This is a genomic window from Streptomyces sp. UC4497, from assembly GCF_054871485.1.
In genome coordinates this window covers 157,606-172,651 of record NZ_JBTYHB010000010.1, presented here as the reverse complement: position 1 = coordinate 172,651, position 15,046 = coordinate 157,606, and the positions used below count along the sequence as shown (strand labels likewise).

Genomic DNA, 15,046 nt, shown 5'->3' with positions numbered 1-15,046 from the left:
CATCAAGACGGGTGGCGTCTCAATCAGCACCACGGACGGCGTTTCAATCGACGCTGCCGGGAGTCGGCAGCGCCTCCTCGCAGACCTCCAGCACCGCACGCAGAGCGGCGGAGGGGTTGTCGGCCCGCCAGGCGAGCGCCGCCTGGCGTCGGATGGGCTCTCCCGCGAGGGGCCGGTAGACGAGCCCGGTCTGCTGGATGTGCCGGACCGAGGACACCGTGAGCGTGACACCGACACCGGCCGCGACGAGCGCCAGGATCGTGTACGAGTCGGGGGCCTCCTGCACCACCCGCGGGTTGAACCCGGCGGCCTCGCAGGTCTCCACCATCGCGTCGCGGACCGTGGACCCGGCGTTCGCGGGGAAGGAGACGAAGGGCTCGTCCGCGAGGATGCCGATGGGGATCTCGTCGAGCGCGGCGAGATGGTGGTCGGAGGGCAGCGCGCACAGCAGCTCCTCCTCGTCGATGACCCGGTGGGCCACGCCCGGCTGGGTCACCGGGAGCCGTACGAAGCCGAGGTCGAGCGAGCCGTCCGCGACCCGGTCGAGCGCGACGTTGGCGTACGTCTGGCCCTTCATGACGAGTTCGATAGCCGGGTGCGCGGCCCGCACGGCGCGGGTGAGCCGGGGCAGCGTCTCGTGGCTGGAGGCGCCCGCGAACCCGATCGTGACCCGGCCGAACTCCCCGCGCCCGGCCGCCTTCGCCGCCCGCACCGCCGTGTCGAGGTCGGCGAGCACGGTGCGTACCGGTTCAAGGAAGGACTCCCCCGCGCTGGTGAGGCGCACGGAGCGGGTGTTGCGCTCGAAGAGCTGGACGCCGAGCTCCTTCTCCAGCTGCCGGATCTGCTGGCTCAGCGGCGGCTGCGCCATCTGCAGCCGCTTGGCGGCCCGGCCGAAGTGGAGCTCCTCGGCGACGGCGGTGAACGCGGTGAGATGACGCAGCTCCACGAGCCCGCCCCCATTCATTAGCCAGCGGTCTTGATCCGACCTTAATTTGGTATTGGACGGCAATCAATAGGCGCTGACACGGTAGGGCGACCAGTACGCACTCGCCGAGGAGCACCGTGGAAGCCGAGTCACCGAAGGTCATGTCGATGAAGGAGGCCATCGCCGCCTTCGTGCACGACGGCGCCACCGTCAGCATCGAGGGCTTCACCCATCTCGTCCCCACCGCCGCCGGACACGAGATCATCCGGCAGGGCCGCAGGGACCTCACGGTCGTCCGGATGACGGCGGACATCGTCGTGGACCAGATGCTCGCCGCGGGCTGCGTCTCGCGCCTCGTGTCCTCCTTCGTCGGCAACTCCTCCGCGGGTTCGCTCGGTGAGCTGCGCCGCAGGATCGAGCGGGCGGACCCGGCGCCGCTCGCCTTCGAGGAGTACAGCCACTACGGGATGATCTGCCGCTACCTCGCCGGCTCCCAGCGCCTGCCGTTCTTCCCGCTGCGCTCCTACGGCGGCAGCGACCTGCCCGGCATCAACAACGCGCTCCAGAAGGTGACTTCGCCCTACCCCGGCCCGGACGGCGAGCCCGAGCAGATCTATGTGGTGCCGCCAGTGAACCCGGACGTCACGATCATCCACGCGCAGCGCGCCGACCGCCGGGGCAACACCCAGATCTGGGGTCTGACCGGCATCCAGGCCGAGGCGGTGTACGCGGCCGACAAGGCGATCGTCGTGGTCGAGGAGCTCGTCGAGGACGAGGTGGTCCGCTCGGACCCCAACCGCACGCTCGTCCCGGCGCACGCCGTGGACGCCGTCGTCGTCTGCCCGCGCGGCGCGCACCCGTCGTTCGCGCAGGGCTATTACGACCGGGACAACGCCTTCTACCGCGCCTGGTCCCACATCAGCAAGGACCCGCAGCGCCTCCAGGAATGGCTGGCGGAGTGGGTGTACGGAACGGCCGACCACGCCGAGTACGTCGCCAAGCAGGGCGAGGAGTTCTGGGAGGGCCTCGCGGTCGGCGAGGCCCTCAGCGAACCGGTGAACTACGGACGGCGACTGTGAGCGCGACACACGAGAAGGACCTGACCACCATGACTGCTGCCACGCCCGGGACCGCCGAGGCGGTCACCTCTTCGGAGCTGCTCTCCGTCGTCGCCTCACGCGAACTCGCCGCCCGCCGAACGGTGTTCGCCGGTATCGGCCTTCCCACACTCGCCACCGAACTGGCGCACCTGACGGTCGCCCCGCAGATCGAGGTCGTGTACGAGTCCGGGGTGTGCGGCGCGCACCCCTCGCACCTGCCGGAGACCATCGCGGACGCCGTGCTCATCTCGGGCGCGGAGGCGGTGCTCTCGATGCCGGCCCTGTTCGGCTGCGTTCTCCAGGGCGGACACATCGACGTCGGCTTCCTCGGCGCCGCGCAGATCGACCGCTGGGGCAACCTCAACACCTCGGTCATCGGGGACTGGGAACGCCCCTCGGTGCGGCTGCCGGGATCCGGCGGCGGCATCGAGGTGATGGCCAACTCCCGTGAGGTGTTCGTCGTGATGCGCCGCCACAACCCGCGCTCCTTCACCGAGACACTGGACTTCTGCACCACGCCAGGACCCGACCGCGCGCTCGCGGAAGGCATCAGGCCGCTGGGCGTCGGTGTCACGCGTGTCATCACCGAGCTGGGCATCCTGGCCCGCGAGGGCATCGGCGAGGAACTGCGGCTCACCGCCGTCCACCCCGGTGTCACCGTCGAGCAGGTGAAGGAGGCGACGGGCTGGGACCTGAAGGTGGCCGAGCACGTCGACACGGTGGAGCCGCCGAGCGCGGCGGAGCTGCGCCTGCTGCGCGAGGACGTCGACCCCGGCCGGGTCTATCTCCGCTGACACACCCCGTACTCCCCCGATCCACCCCCTCCCGAATCTGCGAAAGGTCCCCACTGCCATGCGTATCAGGATCGTCGGCGCCGGAGCCATGGGCCGCGGCATCGCCCAGTGGGCGGCGAGTGCCGGACACACCGTCGAGCTGGGCGACGTCCGGGCGGAGGCGGTGCGGGAGGCGGTGGACTTCGTACAGTCGATGCTGGACCGCGCGGTGGCCAAGGGCCGCATGTCCGCCGAGGACAGCGCGGCGGCCGTGGCGCGGCTGGTCCCGCTGGACGACCCCTGGGCACCGGGCCCCGACGTGGAGCTGGTGGTCGAGGCCGTACGGGAGGACCTGGACACGAAGGCGGAGGTCTTCGGAAAGCTGGAGCAGACCCTCCCTGCCACCACAGTCTTCGCGACCAACACGTCCTCCCTGTCGGTGACGCGCATCGCGGCGACGCTCGCGGACCCGACGCGCCTCGCGGGCCTGCACTTCTTCAACCCTGTGCCGCTGATGCGCATCGTGGAGGTGGTGCCGGGCGCCGCCACCCGCCCCGAACTCCCGCCCCTTCTGACGGAGTTGGTCGAGAGCTGCGGGCACCGCGCGGTGACGGTGGCCGACACCCCCGGCTTTCTGGTCAACCACGCGGGGCGCGGCCTGGTGACCGAGGCGCTCGCGCTCCTGGAGGAGTCGGTGGCGCGTCCTGCGGACATCGACCGCGTCGCGCGCGATGTGCTGGGGCTGCGGATGGGCCCGTTCGAGCTGATGGACCTCACCGGGCTCGACGTCACGGCGGCGGTCATCGACTCGATCTGGCAGGGCTTCCGCCACGAGCCCCGGCTCCGCCCGTCCTACCTCACGCCGAACCGGGTGACGGCCGGACTGCTCGGCCGCAAGACCGGGCGGGGCTGGTACGCGTACGGTCCCGAGGCGTCGGACTCCCCCGAGGAGCCGGTGACGGGCGATGCGGACCGCCCGGTGCACGTGGTGGGCGAGGGCGAGGCCGCGCGGGCCCTGCGGGACGCGCTGACGACGGCCGGTGCCTCCGTGGAGCACGACAGCCGCCCCTCCCCCGAAGCCCTTGTCCTCGTCCCGGTGTGGGGCACGACCGTGGCCGACGCGATCGCCGCCCACGAACTCCCCGCTGAGCGCACGTTCGGCGTGGATCCGCTGTCCGTGGCGGGCGACCGTCGTGTGCTGTCGGTGACCCCGGCGGCCGACCCGACCGCCGCACGCGACGCGCGCGCGGTACTGGCACGCGGCGAACACACCGTGACGCTCGTCCGTGACACCGCGGGTTCGGTGGCCCAGCGCCTCCTCGCCTCCGTGGTGTCGGTCGCCGCGTCGATCGCCGAGCGCGGGCTCGCCGCCCCGGCGGACATCGACCTGGCGGTGACGCTCGGCCTCGGCTACCCCACGGGACCGCTGGCCTGGGGCGACCGCGTCGGCGCCACCCGCATGCTGGACCTTCAGCGGTCCCTGCACACCACGACGGGCGATCCCCGCCACCGCCCGACCCACTGGCTCACCGAACGCGCCCTGCTGGGCCTGCCGTTGACCCACCCGGGCACGACACCCGAGGACTGTCTCGGCTGAACCGGCGTGCGCCGCGCGGCCTCGTCACCAGTCGTGCACGCCCCCGTCCCGCAGCCGGTTCACCGGCAGGTACTTGCGCTCGTACGGGAACCGTTCGGCGGCCTTCTCGTCGAACTCGACGCCGATGCCGGGGCGGTCGCCGGGGTGCATCAGGCCGTCCTCGAAGGTCCAGGACGTGTGGAACACCTCCTCGTAGCCGGGGAGGTGGGCCATGTACTCCTGCATGCCGAAGTTCGGGATCGACATGTCGAGGTGGAGCGCGGCGGCGAACGAGGCCGGGGAGAGGTCGCCCGCGCCGTGCGAACCGGAGCGCACCCCGTACAGCTCGGCGAGCGAGAAGATCCTGCGCAGGTGCGTGATGCCGCCCGCGTGGGAGACGGAGGCGCGGATGTAGTCGATCAGCCGGTTGGTGATGAGGTGCTGGCAGTCCCAGATCGAGTTGAAGATCTCGCCGACCGCGAGCGGCGTCGTGGTGTGCTGCCGGATGAGCCGGAAGGCCTCCTGGTCCTCGGCCGGCGTCGGGTCCTCGATCCAGAACATGCGGTACGGCTCGAGGGACTTGCCGAGCCGGCCGGCCTCGATCGGGGAGAGCCGGTGGTGCACGTCGTGCAGCAGGTGGAAGCCGTAGCCGAACTCCTCGCGGACGGCGGCCATGTACTGGGGCACGAAGTCCAGATAGGCGCCGGTGTCCCAGACCTCCTCGGTCGGCAGGTTGCCGTCGGCGGGCTCGTAGGTGTCCCCGTCGCCCTTGCGCATGCCGTAGACGCGCTCCAGGCCGGGCACCGCCGCCTGGGCGCGGACCGCGCGGAAGCCCTTGTCGCGGAACCGCCGTACGTCGTCGAGGAGTTCGGGGATCGTGTTGCCGCTGGCGTGCCCGTAGACGGTGACGCCGTCGCGGGCGGCGCCGCCGAGCAGCTGGTAGACGGGGAGGCCCGCGACCTTCCCCTTGATGTCCCAGAGCGCCACGTCGACGGCGGCTATCGCGGTCATGGTGACGGGTCCGCGCCGCCAGTAGGCACCCTTGTAGAGGTACTGCCACAGATGCTCGATGCGGGCCGGGTCCTTGCCGATGAGCGTGGGGCAGACGTGGTCGCGCAGGTAGGAGGCGACGGCCAGCTCCCGGCCGTTGAGGGTGGCGTCGCCGATGCCGGTGACACCGTCGGAGGTAGTGATCTTCAGGGTGACGTAGTTGCGGCCGGGGCAGGTGACGAAGACCTCGGCGGAGGTGATGGTGGAGGACATGCGGTGCCGTTCTCTCGGGGGGTGGCGTCGTTGGATGGTGTGTCAGTCGCGGGCGGCGGCCCGCAGCGCTGCTTCGGCCCCGTGCGCGTCCAGAATCCGCGCGAACTCGGCGACGGTGTTCGCGAACTCCGCGTGCTGGGCGGCCTCTTGGGGCAGCAGACCGCCTTCGGCGAGCAGCAGGCGGGCCTTCCCGTCGGGGCCGGTCGCGCGCGACGCCAGTTCGGTCAGCCGGGCGCGGGCGCCGTCGTGGACGGTGCCGAGACTCCGCTCGTCGTACGCGTCGTCGGCCGTGATCACCCGTATGTACGCGGCGAAGCCGAGCGCGAGCACGCACGGCAGGCGTCCGGCGGACAGTGATTCGGTGAGGGGTCCTGCCCAGCGCACGGGGATCTTCAGGGAGCCGTCGGAGCCGACCTGGGCGGTGCGGTGGCCGAGCGCCGGGTTGGCGAAGCGGTCGAGGAGTTCATCGATGTACGTCGCGCCGGGCATGCCGTCCGGCTCGGGGACGGTCGGCAGGATCTCCTCGCGCATCGCGAACTCGACGACACCGCCGAGGAGTTCGTCGCCCACCGCCTGGTCGATGGAGCGGTGGCCGCGCAGCAGCCCGAGGTAGGCGAGCAGCGAATGCGCGCCGTTGAGGAGGCGCAGCTTCATCAGCTCGTACGGCGCCACGTCCTTGGTGAACACAGCGCCCGCGTGCTCCCAGGCGGGCCGTCCCGCGCGGAAGTCGTCCTGCATCACCCACAGTTTGTACGGCTCGGCGGGCACCGGAACGGTGTCGCGGACGCCGAACGCGCGGGCGGCCAGGTCGCGGTGCTCGTCGGTGGTGGCGGGCGCGATCCGGTCGACCATGCTGTTCGGTGTCGACACGGAGGCATCTGCGTACGCCCGGAGGTCCTCGCGCTCGGCGGCGGGCAGCGCCGCGATGAACTCGCCGAGCAGGGACCGGAGTCGGGCCCCGTTGTCCATGAGGTTGTCGCAGCTGAGGAGCGTCACGGGCGGGGCGCCCGTCCGGAGCCGCTGTTGCAGGCCGCGTGCCATCAGGCCGAACGCAGTGCGCGGGGTGCCGCCCGCGAGGTCGGCGCGGATGAGCGGGTCGTCGAGGTCGAGTCGGCCGTCCGCGCCGAACGTGTAGCCCTTCTCCGTGACCGTGAGGGAGACGATGCGGGTGGTGTCCGCGCCGATGGCGGCGACCACGTCCGCGCCCTGCCCGTCGGCGACCAGACCCGTGTGGTGCACACCGGGCACACTCGCGGCGACGGCACCGTCGCGGTGCAGGGTGAGCACCGTGTAGAGGCCGTCCTGTGCGGCCATGCCCTCGATCACCGGCCGGGGCCGGGCGCCGGGCGTGGTGGACACACCGGTGATCCCCCACGGCCCGTCGGTGTGCCGCAGCGCGTCGGCGGTGTACACGGCCTGGTGGGCGCGGTGGAAGTTGCCGAGGCCGAGGTGGACGATGCCGGACTCGGGGGTCAGCGGCGGCAGTTTGAGGCCTGCCACCGGGAGCGCGGCCCGGGTCAGGCGCGGCGCCGCGCGGTGCTGGGCGGTGGTCACGCGTCCACCTCGCCGGGCGTGATGAGCACCTTCATCTGGGTGCGGTCGGTGAGCGCGGTGTGCAGCGCCTCGCCGGCCCGCTCCAGCGGGAACTCGGCGGTGACCAGCTCGTCGAGGCGTACGCGGCCGGACCCGGCGAGCCGCACGGCGGCCGCGAAGTCCCCGGCGGCGTACCGGAAGGAGGTGAGCAGGGACATCTCCTGGCGCTGCATCCAGGCCAGCGGCAGTTCGGTCTCGGGGCGGTTGGGGTTGCCGACGACGACGGCGGTGCCGCCGGGGCGCAGCGCGCGGATCCCGGAGACCAGGGCGGGGCCGACGCCCGAGCAGTCCAGGACGGTGTCGTAGCCGTCCGGGTCGGCGAGTGCGTGTGCCCGGTCGGGGTCGGGGGTGAGCGCGGTCGCGTCGACGGTGTCGGCGCCGAGCCGGGCCGCGAACTCGCGCCGTGCCGGGGCCACGTCGGACACCGTCACCAGCGCTCCGCAGGCGGCGGCGACCTGGGCGACGAGCACGCCGATCGGCCCGGCGCCGGTGACCAGGACCCGCTCGCCGGGCGCGACGCCGGCGCGGCGCACGGCGTGCACGGCGACCGCCAGGGGTTCGACGAGCGCGCCCAGCTTCACGTCCATGCCCTCGGGCAGCGGGTGCACGAAGTCCCTTGGTACGGCGATCAGTTCGGTCAGCGCGCCGTTCGTGGGCGGCGAGCCGAAGCAGGTGCCCTTCGGGCACAGGTTGTAGCGCCCGGCCCGGCACAGGGCGCAGCGCCCGCAGGGGTGGGCCGGCTCGATCGCGACGGGCGTGCCGTGTGGCAGGTCTTCGGCGCCCGCTCCGAGACCGACGACGAACCCGGCCGGTTCGTGGCCGAGGACGGTCGACTGCCGCAACACGTTGGGCCCGTTCTCACCGTGCTCGTAGTAGTGCAGATCGGAGCCGCACAGGCCGACGGCACGGACGGCGACGAGCACCTCACCGTCGCCTGGCTCGGGCACCGGACGGTCCTCTACGCGCAGGTCCTTGGGTCCGTGCAGCACGGCGGCGCGGGTCGTGGTGGTGGCCACGAGGCGCTCCTTTCTCTCGTACGAAAAGTCTTGCAGGCGGTCTCAGGCCCGCACCGGCAGCGGTTCGACGCGCTTGATGACGAACGCGTAGGTCAGGGCGCCGACGATCGACAGGGCGCCGGAGACGAGCAGCGGCACCAGGTACGAGCCGCCGGAGGCCGCCAGCAGGAAGCCGGTGACGATCGGGCCGAGCGCCCCGGCGACGTTCGAGGCGAAGTTCTGGATGCCGGCGAGGGACGCGACGTGTCCCGCGGTGGGCGCGACGTCGGCGGGCAGTGAGGCCACGGACGCGGTGGCAAAGGTCAGCGAGGCGTAGCTCAGGGAGAGCAGCGCGAGCGCGCCGGACGCGGTCGGCACGACGACGGCGAGCGCGATGACGGACGAGCACAAGGTGCCGGAGATCAGGCAGGTCTTACGGACCTTGGTGGTGGACCAGCCCTTGCGCAGCAGCCGGTCGGCCGTGTAGCCGCCGAGCAGCGAGCCCACGATGGCGACGAGGCCGGGGACGGTGCCGAAGAAGCCGAGCGAGAGGAGGTCGAAACCGCGCTCGTCGACGAGGTAGCTGGGGAACCAGGTGATGAAGAAGTAGATGACGTAGTTGAGGCAGAAGAAGCCGAGCATCATGCCCCAGACCGTCCGGTACCGGAACAGGTCGCGCCAGCGCACCTTGGGCGCGTCGTCCTTCTCTGCAGGTGTCTCCTCGACGCGGGCGCCGCCGGCCTCGATGTACTCGCGCTCCTCGGCGCTGAGCTTCGGGTGGTCGGCGGGCTCGTGGTACAGCCGCCACCAGCCGATGATCCACAGGAAGCCGAGCAGTCCGCAGACGACGAAGGCGATCCGCCAGTGGAAGGCCGAGACCAGCATCGTGACGAGCGGCAGGGCGATGGCGGTGCCGACGCGGGCACCGTTGTCCCACACGCTGTTGGCGAGGGTGCGCTCGTGCCGCGGGAACCAGCGCGAGACGGCCTTCGCGGGCGCCGGATAGCCGGCGGCCTCGCCCGCGCCGAGCAGCATCCGCGCCCCGACGAGCGAGCCGACGCCGCGCACCAGGCCCATGCAGATGGTGGCCACCGACCACCAGATCGCGCCGAGCGCGAAGACCCGCTTCACGCCGTACTTGTCGAGAAGCGCGCCGGCGGGCAGCTGGCAGATCGCGTAGGTCAGGAAGAACGCGCTGAGGACGAAGCCCTGGGTCTCGGGGCCTATGTGCAGGTCCTTGGACATGGTGGGCAGCGCGACGCTGAGCGTGGAGCGGTCGAGGTAGTTGACCGCGAGGCCGCCGAAACAGAGCACGGCGATGCCCCAGCGGACGTTCTTGCCGCGGCCGCGGGGACGGGGTGGCGGGGTCGTGCCGGACGGCGTCGTCACCTCGGTGTCGGTGACGGGGTGGCTGGTCATCATTGACCTCCGGTCGGAAGCGGGCTCGTCATTTTCTACCTGGGCGACCGCTTACATACAAGGCTTGTATGTAAGAATTTCCGCAGCTGAGGTGAGAGGGTGACGGCATGCGGGACGAGCAGCGACGAAGCGACAGGGCGACACGGCGCACGGTGGAGGCCGTGACACCCAAGGAGTCCAACCGGGTACGTGTGCACGCGCTGCTGCGCTCCCGGATCACGTCTCTCGAACTGCCGCCGGGCGCCCCGCTGTCGGAGAACGAGCTCGCCGCGGAGCTCGACGTCAGCCGCACGCCGGTGCGCGAGGCGCTGATCCTGCTCGGCGAGGAGTCGCTGGTCGACATCTTCCCGAAGCTCGGCACGTTCGTGTCCCGGATCAGCGTCGACGCCGTCCTCGAAGCGCAGTTCATGCGCGAGGCACTCGAACTGGCCGCGCTGCGCGAGGCGGCAAAGCGGGCCGACGACGAGGACATCGCGGCGCTGCGCGCGAACCTCGACGCGCAGCGCGCCGCTTTCGAGGCGGCGGACGACGATCTGTTCTTCGAGCAGGACGAGGCGTTCCACCGCCGGCTGATGGAAGCCAGCGGCCACCGCACACTGTGGCGCACGGTCACCACGGCCAAGGCCCACCTCGACCGCGCCCGCCGGCTGAGCCTGCCGCTGCCGCGCCGTATCGAGCACCTCATCGACGAGCACCGGGCGGTGGTCGACGCCCTGGAACTGCGCGATGCGGCGCGGGCCGAGCAGGCGCTGCGCGGTCACCTCCAGGGCGTGTTCGACGACATCGGCACCATCCAGGCCGAGCGCCCCGAACTCTTCGTGGAAACCGGGGAGTTGCCCCCGCCCAGCAGGCCCCGCGCCCACCCCGGCCTGCGCGCCTGAGCGCTCAGGCCGTGTGCCTCAGCCCGTCCAGGGTGAGGTCGAGGAGCCGCTCGGCCTGGGCCCGCTGCTCGGGCCCGGCGGAGGTGAGGGCGATCCCGGCGAGGGCGGCGAAGATGTCACCCGTGGGAATGTCGGAGCGGATCGCCCCGGCGCGCCTGCAGGCGTCCATCAGCTCGGCGATGGACGCCTCGATCATGTCCCGGCTGTGCCCGTACGGATTTCCGCCCTCGGCGGCCATGGCGCGCAGGGCGTCGGCCATGCCGTACTTGGCGCTCGCGTAGTCCATGAAGCGGCGGGTCCACGCGCGCAGGGCCTCGAACGGCGGGTGCGCCGCGAGCAGCTCGGTGGCGGCCTCGCAGACCTGGGCCACCTCGTTGCGGTAGGCCGCTTCGATGAGGGCCTCGCGGGTCGGGAAGTTCCGGTACAGCGTCGCGCTGCCGACGCCCGCGACCTTGGCGATGTGTTCGAGGCGCGCGTCGAGGCCGTCCTCGGTGAACACCCGCACCGCGGCGGCGAGGATCTTCTCCCTGTTGCGTCGCGCGTCCGCCCTGAGCGGCCGCTCCGCGGCTCGGTCCATCACCGGTTCCCTTCGTACCCACTTGCTAAGTGGAGGCTACCCCACTTATGGTCACTCCATCGAACTAAGTGGGGGATCCCCCACTTAGGCTGCGAGGTGCGCCCTTGGCCCACCCGCACTCTCCCCCTGGGAAGGACCACCCCCATGTCAGGAATGACCACCCCCCTGTCTGGAATCGAAGGCAAAGTCGTGGCGATCACGGGCGCCGGCAGCGGCATCGGCGAAGCCACGGCCCTACTGCTCGCGGAACGCGGCGCGAAGGTCGTTCTCGCGGCGCGCCGCACCGAGCGCCTGGCGGATCTGGCGGACCGCATCGAGAAGAACGGCGGCCAAGTCGCTTGGATCCGCACTGATGTGACGGTCCAACAGGACCTGGTGTCACTCGTGGAGTTGGCACGCGAACGCTTCGGCCGCCTCGACGCCCTCGTCAGCAACGCGGGCATCGGCACCATCTCCCCGCTCGACGACCTGCGCGTCGAGGACTGGGAGAAGATGATCGACGTCAACTTCAAGGGCGTCCTGTACGGGATCGCCGCCGCGCTGCCCGTCTTCCGCGCGCAGGGCTCGGGCCACTTCGTCAACATCGTCTCCACCGCCGGACTGCGCATCGTCCCGACGATGTCGGTGTACGCGGCCACCAAGAACGCCGTGCGCACCGTCTCCGAGGGCCTGCGCCAGGAGGCCGGTGACAGCCTGCGGGTCACGGTCGTCTCGCCGGGCGTCACCCGCACGGAGTTCGCCGACCACATCACATCGGAGGTGAAGGACGACATCACCTCGACGATGGGCGACATCGGCATCCCGCCGGACGCCATCGCGCGCGCCATCGCCTTCGCCGTCGAGCAGCCGGCGAATGTCGACGTCGGCGACATCGTGGTCCGGCCGACGGCGCAGGGGTGAGCACCTCGACCGCCTGTTAGCGTGCGCCGATGGAAGACTTGGGGCTCACCAGCTGGCCGCCGGAGCCGATCAGGACCGAGAGGCTCGTGCTGCGTGGGTCCGAGGCCGGGGACCGTGCGGCGTTCGTCGAGTTGCTGGCCTCGGTGGAGGTGCACACCTACCTCGGTGGCCCGAGGCCGCGCGAGGCTCTTGAGCGCGAGCTGCCCGCGGTTCCGGAGCACTGGCCCGGGAGCCTTGTCGTCGAGCTCGACGGGGCGATGATCGGCCATCTCCTGCTCCGGAGGGCGCCGAAACATCAACGCCCGGCCGCGGCGGGGAAGCTCGACCTCGGCTACCTGTTCCTGCCGCGGGCGTGCGCGGCGGCGCTCGACTGGCTCGCCGGTGTCCTTCCCGGCGAACCGGTGCTGCTCACCACCCAGACCGCCAACACCGGCTCGATGCGTCTCGCGGCCACGCTGGGCTTCACCGAGGTCGAGCGGTTCGAGGCGTGGGACGCCGAGCAGTGGCTCGGCATGCGACCCCCGGTCACGGCGTCCGGCTGAGCCACTCCCCCGGCCACCCCGCGCAACTCGTCATCTGTGTCAAGGGGTTGACCCCCTTCCGCTTCCTGCTTACGGTGCTCGCACCCCGAAGGTATATCGATATACCAACGCGACAGGAGGCCTCCCGCCTTGCGCTCCCCGATGAATCGACGCGGCTTCATGGCTCTGGGTGCGGGTCTGGCGGCGGTGCCCGCGCTCAGTGCGTGCAGCGCGTTCTCCGCCTACGGCTCGGACCCCGACACCCTGGTGATCCACAGCCAGATGGGCGGGAACGCTCCCGGTTCCCCCACGTTCCGCGCGGTCGTGAACCAGTTCCGCAAGGAAAACCCGGACATCACCGTGAAGAACCTGATCAACGGCGATGACCTCGGGCAGGTCTACGAGACCTCGCGGCTCGCGCGCGCCGAGGCCGATGTCGTGATGGTCAACCTCTACGACAAGACACTGTCGTGGACCGAGGTCGGCGCCACCGTTCCGGTCGGCGGCTATCTCGACGACTGGGGGCTGCGCGAGCGGATCATCCCGAAGGCCGTCACCGAGTGGACCGACACCGAGGGCCGGCTGCGCGCCTTCCCCTACATCGGGACGAACTGGCCGATCGCCTTCAACCACGCGCTCCTTGAGCGCGCCGGGGTCGACACCCCGCCGGCCACCTCCGACGAACTCGTCGCCTCCGCGCGGAAGTTGCGCGGCAAGGGCATCACGCCGTTCACGGTGGGCGGCAACGACTGGACGGGGCAGAAGCTGCTCGCCCAGATCATCCAGACGTTCCTGACACCGGCCGAGGCCCGGCACCTGTACCGCACGGGTGACTTCAGCGGCTCGCGCGGCGCGCAGGAGGGCATCGGGTACTTCGTGGATCTGCGCGATGCCGGGGTGTTCGCCGACAAGGCGCAGGGGCTCACGTCGGACGCGATGACGACGCAGTTCAACACCGGGCACGCGGCCATGCAGTCGGCGATGTCCTCGGCGCTCGCCAGCGTTCCGGACAACGTTGTCAAGACCACGTCGGTCGGCGGGTTCCCGCTCGCCGACGGCGCCGCGCAGAAGAAGCCGACGATCCTGCGTACGTACACCGTCTCCGGCTTCTGGGTCAGCCCGAACGGGGTCAAGAAGATCAAGACGGTCGAGCGGTTCGTCCGCTTCATGTACCGGCCCGAGGTCGTGGACCGGTTCGTCACCGAGGGCGGCCGCGACATGTCGGTGGTCACCGACGCGCTCAGCACGGACTTCCCGCTGGTGGCGAAGGCGCAGCAACTCGGCGACTCCGTCGGCCAGGTGGTGCTCCCGGACCAGTACATCCCCGCTGCCGCCGCGCAGCCGCTGATCCAGGCGACGTCGACCGCCTTCACTCCCGGTACCTCCGCGCGCGCCATCCGCACGGCGCTGGAATCCGCGTACCGCTCCGCCTGAGCCCGCCGTGGAGAACACCGTGGAGAACACCGAGAGCGCCGACATCGTCGAGACCGCTGACAACGCCGAGAACGTCAAGAACGTCGAGAACGGAAGTCGACCCCGATGACGATCACCACGTCTCGGCCCGCCGCCACCGCGGGCCGGGCCCCCTCCCCCGTAAAGCCCGGCGGCAGCCGCAAGGGCGGTCAGGGCGGCACGATCCTCGCGCTGCCCGCGCTCGTCTGGTACCTGCTGTTCATGGTCGGCCCGATGGTCGCGATCTTCGTGATCGCGGCGCTGCACTGGCCGGGCATGCTCCAGCCGGTGTCCTTCGCGGGCCTCGACAACTTCCGCACCGTTTTCGCCGATCCGGCCTTCTGGGCCGCCGTCCGCAACACCGCGGTCCAGCTCGTGATCGCGCTGCCGGTGATGATCGTGTGCGCGTACATGATCGGCTACTACGTGGCGCAGCGGCCGCCGGGCCATCGCGTCATCCGGTATCTGCTGTTCGTACCCGGTCTGATCTCGACGCCGGCGAAGGCGATGGTCTTCTACGCCGCCCTCTCCCCTGACGGCCTGCTCAACGGCGCCCTGTCGGGGCTCGGCCTCGACTCGCTCACCGACGCCTGGCTGGCCAGCCCGTCGACGGCCCTGTACTGCCTGATCGCGATGGACATCTGGGCGGGCATCGGCTTCACCGCCGTGCTGTTCGCGGCGCGCCTGTCCAGCGTGCCCGAAGACCTCGGTGAGGCCGCGCAGTTGGACGGGGCGGGGCACTGGCGGACGATGTGGCGCATCCACTTCCCGGTCGTGCGGGACTACGTGGGTGTGGTGACGATGCTGCAGCTGCTGTGGACGCTGTTCGGCTCCGCGCAGCACGTGCTGCTGCTCACCCAGGGCGGCCCGGGCACCTCGTCGACGACGCTGTCCTTCCTCGTGTACCAGAAGGCGTTCATCGAGGCGGACCTCGGATACAGCCAGGCCGTGGGCGTGATCCTGTTCCTCTCCGGGCTCGTGGGCCTGCTGACCATCCGCCGTGTCTTCCGCGCCAGCCACTGAGCGCCGAGCACTGAGCACTGAGCACTGAGCCGATCGGAGCTGTTTTCC

The 15,046-nt window shown here is 71.0% G+C and carries 14 protein-coding genes; 8 read left to right on the top strand and 6 right to left on the bottom strand.

The genetic code is table 11. From position 1 onward, the window contains the following. Nucleotides 1-43 precede the first annotated feature (43 nt). Nucleotides 44-946, bottom strand: a complete 903-nt coding sequence (locus ACYSUO_RS16695) for a LysR family transcriptional regulator (RefSeq protein ID WP_461776918.1) — start codon at nt 944-946, stop codon at nt 44-46. Between the two features lie 140 nt (nt 947-1,086). On the opposite strand from ACYSUO_RS16695, the gene ACYSUO_RS16690 reads away from it, so the two are divergent. Genes ACYSUO_RS16690 through ACYSUO_RS16680 form a run of 3 tightly spaced genes read left to right on the top strand, consistent with a single transcriptional unit; the run spans nt 1,087 to nt 4,395 of the window. Continuing rightward, complete coding sequence (locus ACYSUO_RS16690) at nt 1,087-2,004, top strand: CoA transferase subunit A (protein ID WP_461777008.1); 918 nt, start codon at nt 1,087-1,089, stop codon at nt 2,002-2,004. A gap of 29 nt (nt 2,005-2,033) precedes the next feature. Next, a complete protein-coding gene (locus tag ACYSUO_RS16685; protein WP_461776917.1) occupies nt 2,034-2,819 on the top strand; it encodes a CoA-transferase subunit beta in 786 nt (261 codons plus the stop codon). A 58-nt stretch (nt 2,820-2,877) separates the two neighbouring features. Further along, nucleotides 2,878-4,395: a 3-hydroxyacyl-CoA dehydrogenase gene (locus ACYSUO_RS16680; protein ID WP_461776916.1), complete on the top strand. Its 1,518-nt coding sequence runs from the start codon at nt 2,878-2,880 to the stop codon at nt 4,393-4,395. Nucleotides 4,396-4,419: 24 nt separating this feature from the next. Here the strand turns inward: ACYSUO_RS16680 and manD are convergent, their stop codons facing one another. Genes manD through ACYSUO_RS16660 form a run of 4 tightly spaced genes read right to left on the bottom strand, consistent with a single transcriptional unit; the run spans nt 4,420 to nt 9,644 of the window. Beyond that, nucleotides 4,420-5,637 carry a D-mannonate dehydratase ManD gene (gene manD / locus ACYSUO_RS16675; protein ID WP_461776915.1) on the bottom strand — a complete coding sequence of 406 codons (1,218 nt, stop codon included), beginning with the start codon at nt 5,635-5,637 and terminating at the stop codon, nt 4,420-4,422. A gap of 42 nt (nt 5,638-5,679) precedes the next feature. Beyond that, a complete protein-coding gene (locus ACYSUO_RS16670) occupies nt 5,680-7,191 on the bottom strand; it encodes a mannitol dehydrogenase family protein (RefSeq protein ID WP_461776914.1) in 1,512 nt (503 codons plus the stop codon). Beyond that, nucleotides 7,188-8,246, bottom strand: a complete 1,059-nt coding sequence (locus ACYSUO_RS16665; protein ID WP_461776913.1) for an NAD(P)-dependent alcohol dehydrogenase — start codon at nt 8,244-8,246, stop codon at nt 7,188-7,190. The genes ACYSUO_RS16670 and ACYSUO_RS16665 overlap by 4 nt, the downstream gene beginning before the upstream one ends. 42 nt (nt 8,247-8,288) lie before the next feature. Further along, nucleotides 8,289-9,644 (bottom strand): MFS transporter, encoded by a 1,356-nt coding sequence (locus tag ACYSUO_RS16660; protein WP_461776912.1) that lies wholly within the window; start codon nt 9,642-9,644, stop codon nt 8,289-8,291. A gap of 161 nt (nt 9,645-9,805) precedes the next feature. Here ACYSUO_RS16660 and ACYSUO_RS16655 point away from each other — a divergent pair, with 161 nt between their 5' ends. Then, nucleotides 9,806-10,525: a GntR family transcriptional regulator gene (locus ACYSUO_RS16655; RefSeq protein WP_461776911.1), complete on the top strand. Its 720-nt coding sequence runs from the start codon at nt 9,806-9,808 to the stop codon at nt 10,523-10,525. A 4-nt stretch (nt 10,526-10,529) separates the two neighbouring features. On the opposite strand, the gene ACYSUO_RS16650 is transcribed toward ACYSUO_RS16655, so the two are convergent. Further along, complete coding sequence (locus ACYSUO_RS16650) at nt 10,530-11,102, bottom strand: TetR/AcrR family transcriptional regulator (protein ID WP_461776910.1); 573 nt, start codon at nt 11,100-11,102, stop codon at nt 10,530-10,532. 165 nt (nt 11,103-11,267) lie between these two features. Between ACYSUO_RS16650 and ACYSUO_RS16645 the strand changes: the two genes are divergently transcribed. From ACYSUO_RS16645 to ACYSUO_RS16630, 4 genes are all read left to right on the top strand, one after another. Then, nucleotides 11,268-12,002 (top strand): SDR family oxidoreductase, encoded by a 735-nt coding sequence (locus ACYSUO_RS16645; RefSeq protein ID WP_461777007.1) that lies wholly within the window; start codon nt 11,268-11,270, stop codon nt 12,000-12,002. A gap of 29 nt (nt 12,003-12,031) precedes the next feature. Beyond that, nucleotides 12,032-12,544 carry a GNAT family N-acetyltransferase gene (locus tag ACYSUO_RS16640; RefSeq protein WP_461776908.1) on the top strand — a complete coding sequence of 171 codons (513 nt, stop codon included), beginning with the start codon at nt 12,032-12,034 and terminating at the stop codon, nt 12,542-12,544. 129 nt (nt 12,545-12,673) lie between these two features. Beyond that, nucleotides 12,674-13,957: an ABC transporter substrate-binding protein gene (locus ACYSUO_RS16635; RefSeq protein WP_461776907.1), complete on the top strand. Its 1,284-nt coding sequence runs from the start codon at nt 12,674-12,676 to the stop codon at nt 13,955-13,957. A 105-nt stretch (nt 13,958-14,062) separates the two neighbouring features. Beyond that, a complete protein-coding gene (locus tag ACYSUO_RS16630; protein ID WP_461776905.1) occupies nt 14,063-14,998 on the top strand; it encodes a carbohydrate ABC transporter permease in 936 nt (311 codons plus the stop codon). Nucleotides 14,999-15,046: the final 48 nt, after the last annotated feature.

Coding starts and splice junctions, on each gene's coding strand:
- ACYSUO_RS16690 (WP_461777008.1), top strand. CDS start 1,087: ATGTCGATGAAGGAGGCCATCGCCGCCTTCGTGCACGACGGCGCCACC.
- ACYSUO_RS16685 (WP_461776917.1), top strand. CDS start 2,034: ATGACTGCTGCCACGCCCGGGACCGCCGAGGCGGTCACCTCTTCGGAG.
- ACYSUO_RS16680 (WP_461776916.1), top strand. CDS start 2,878: ATGCGTATCAGGATCGTCGGCGCCGGAGCCATGGGCCGCGGCATCGCC.
- manD (WP_461776915.1), bottom strand. CDS start 5,637: ATGTCCTCCACCATCACCTCCGCCGAGGTCTTCGTCACCTGCCCCGGC.
- ACYSUO_RS16660 (WP_461776912.1), bottom strand. CDS start 9,644: ATGACCAGCCACCCCGTCACCGACACCGAGGTGACGACGCCGTCCGGC.
- ACYSUO_RS16650 (WP_461776910.1), bottom strand. CDS start 11,102: ATGGACCGAGCCGCGGAGCGGCCGCTCAGGGCGGACGCGCGACGCAAC.
- ACYSUO_RS16640 (WP_461776908.1), top strand. CDS start 12,032: ATGGAAGACTTGGGGCTCACCAGCTGGCCGCCGGAGCCGATCAGGACC.
- ACYSUO_RS16630 (WP_461776905.1), top strand. CDS start 14,063: ATGACGATCACCACGTCTCGGCCCGCCGCCACCGCGGGCCGGGCCCCC.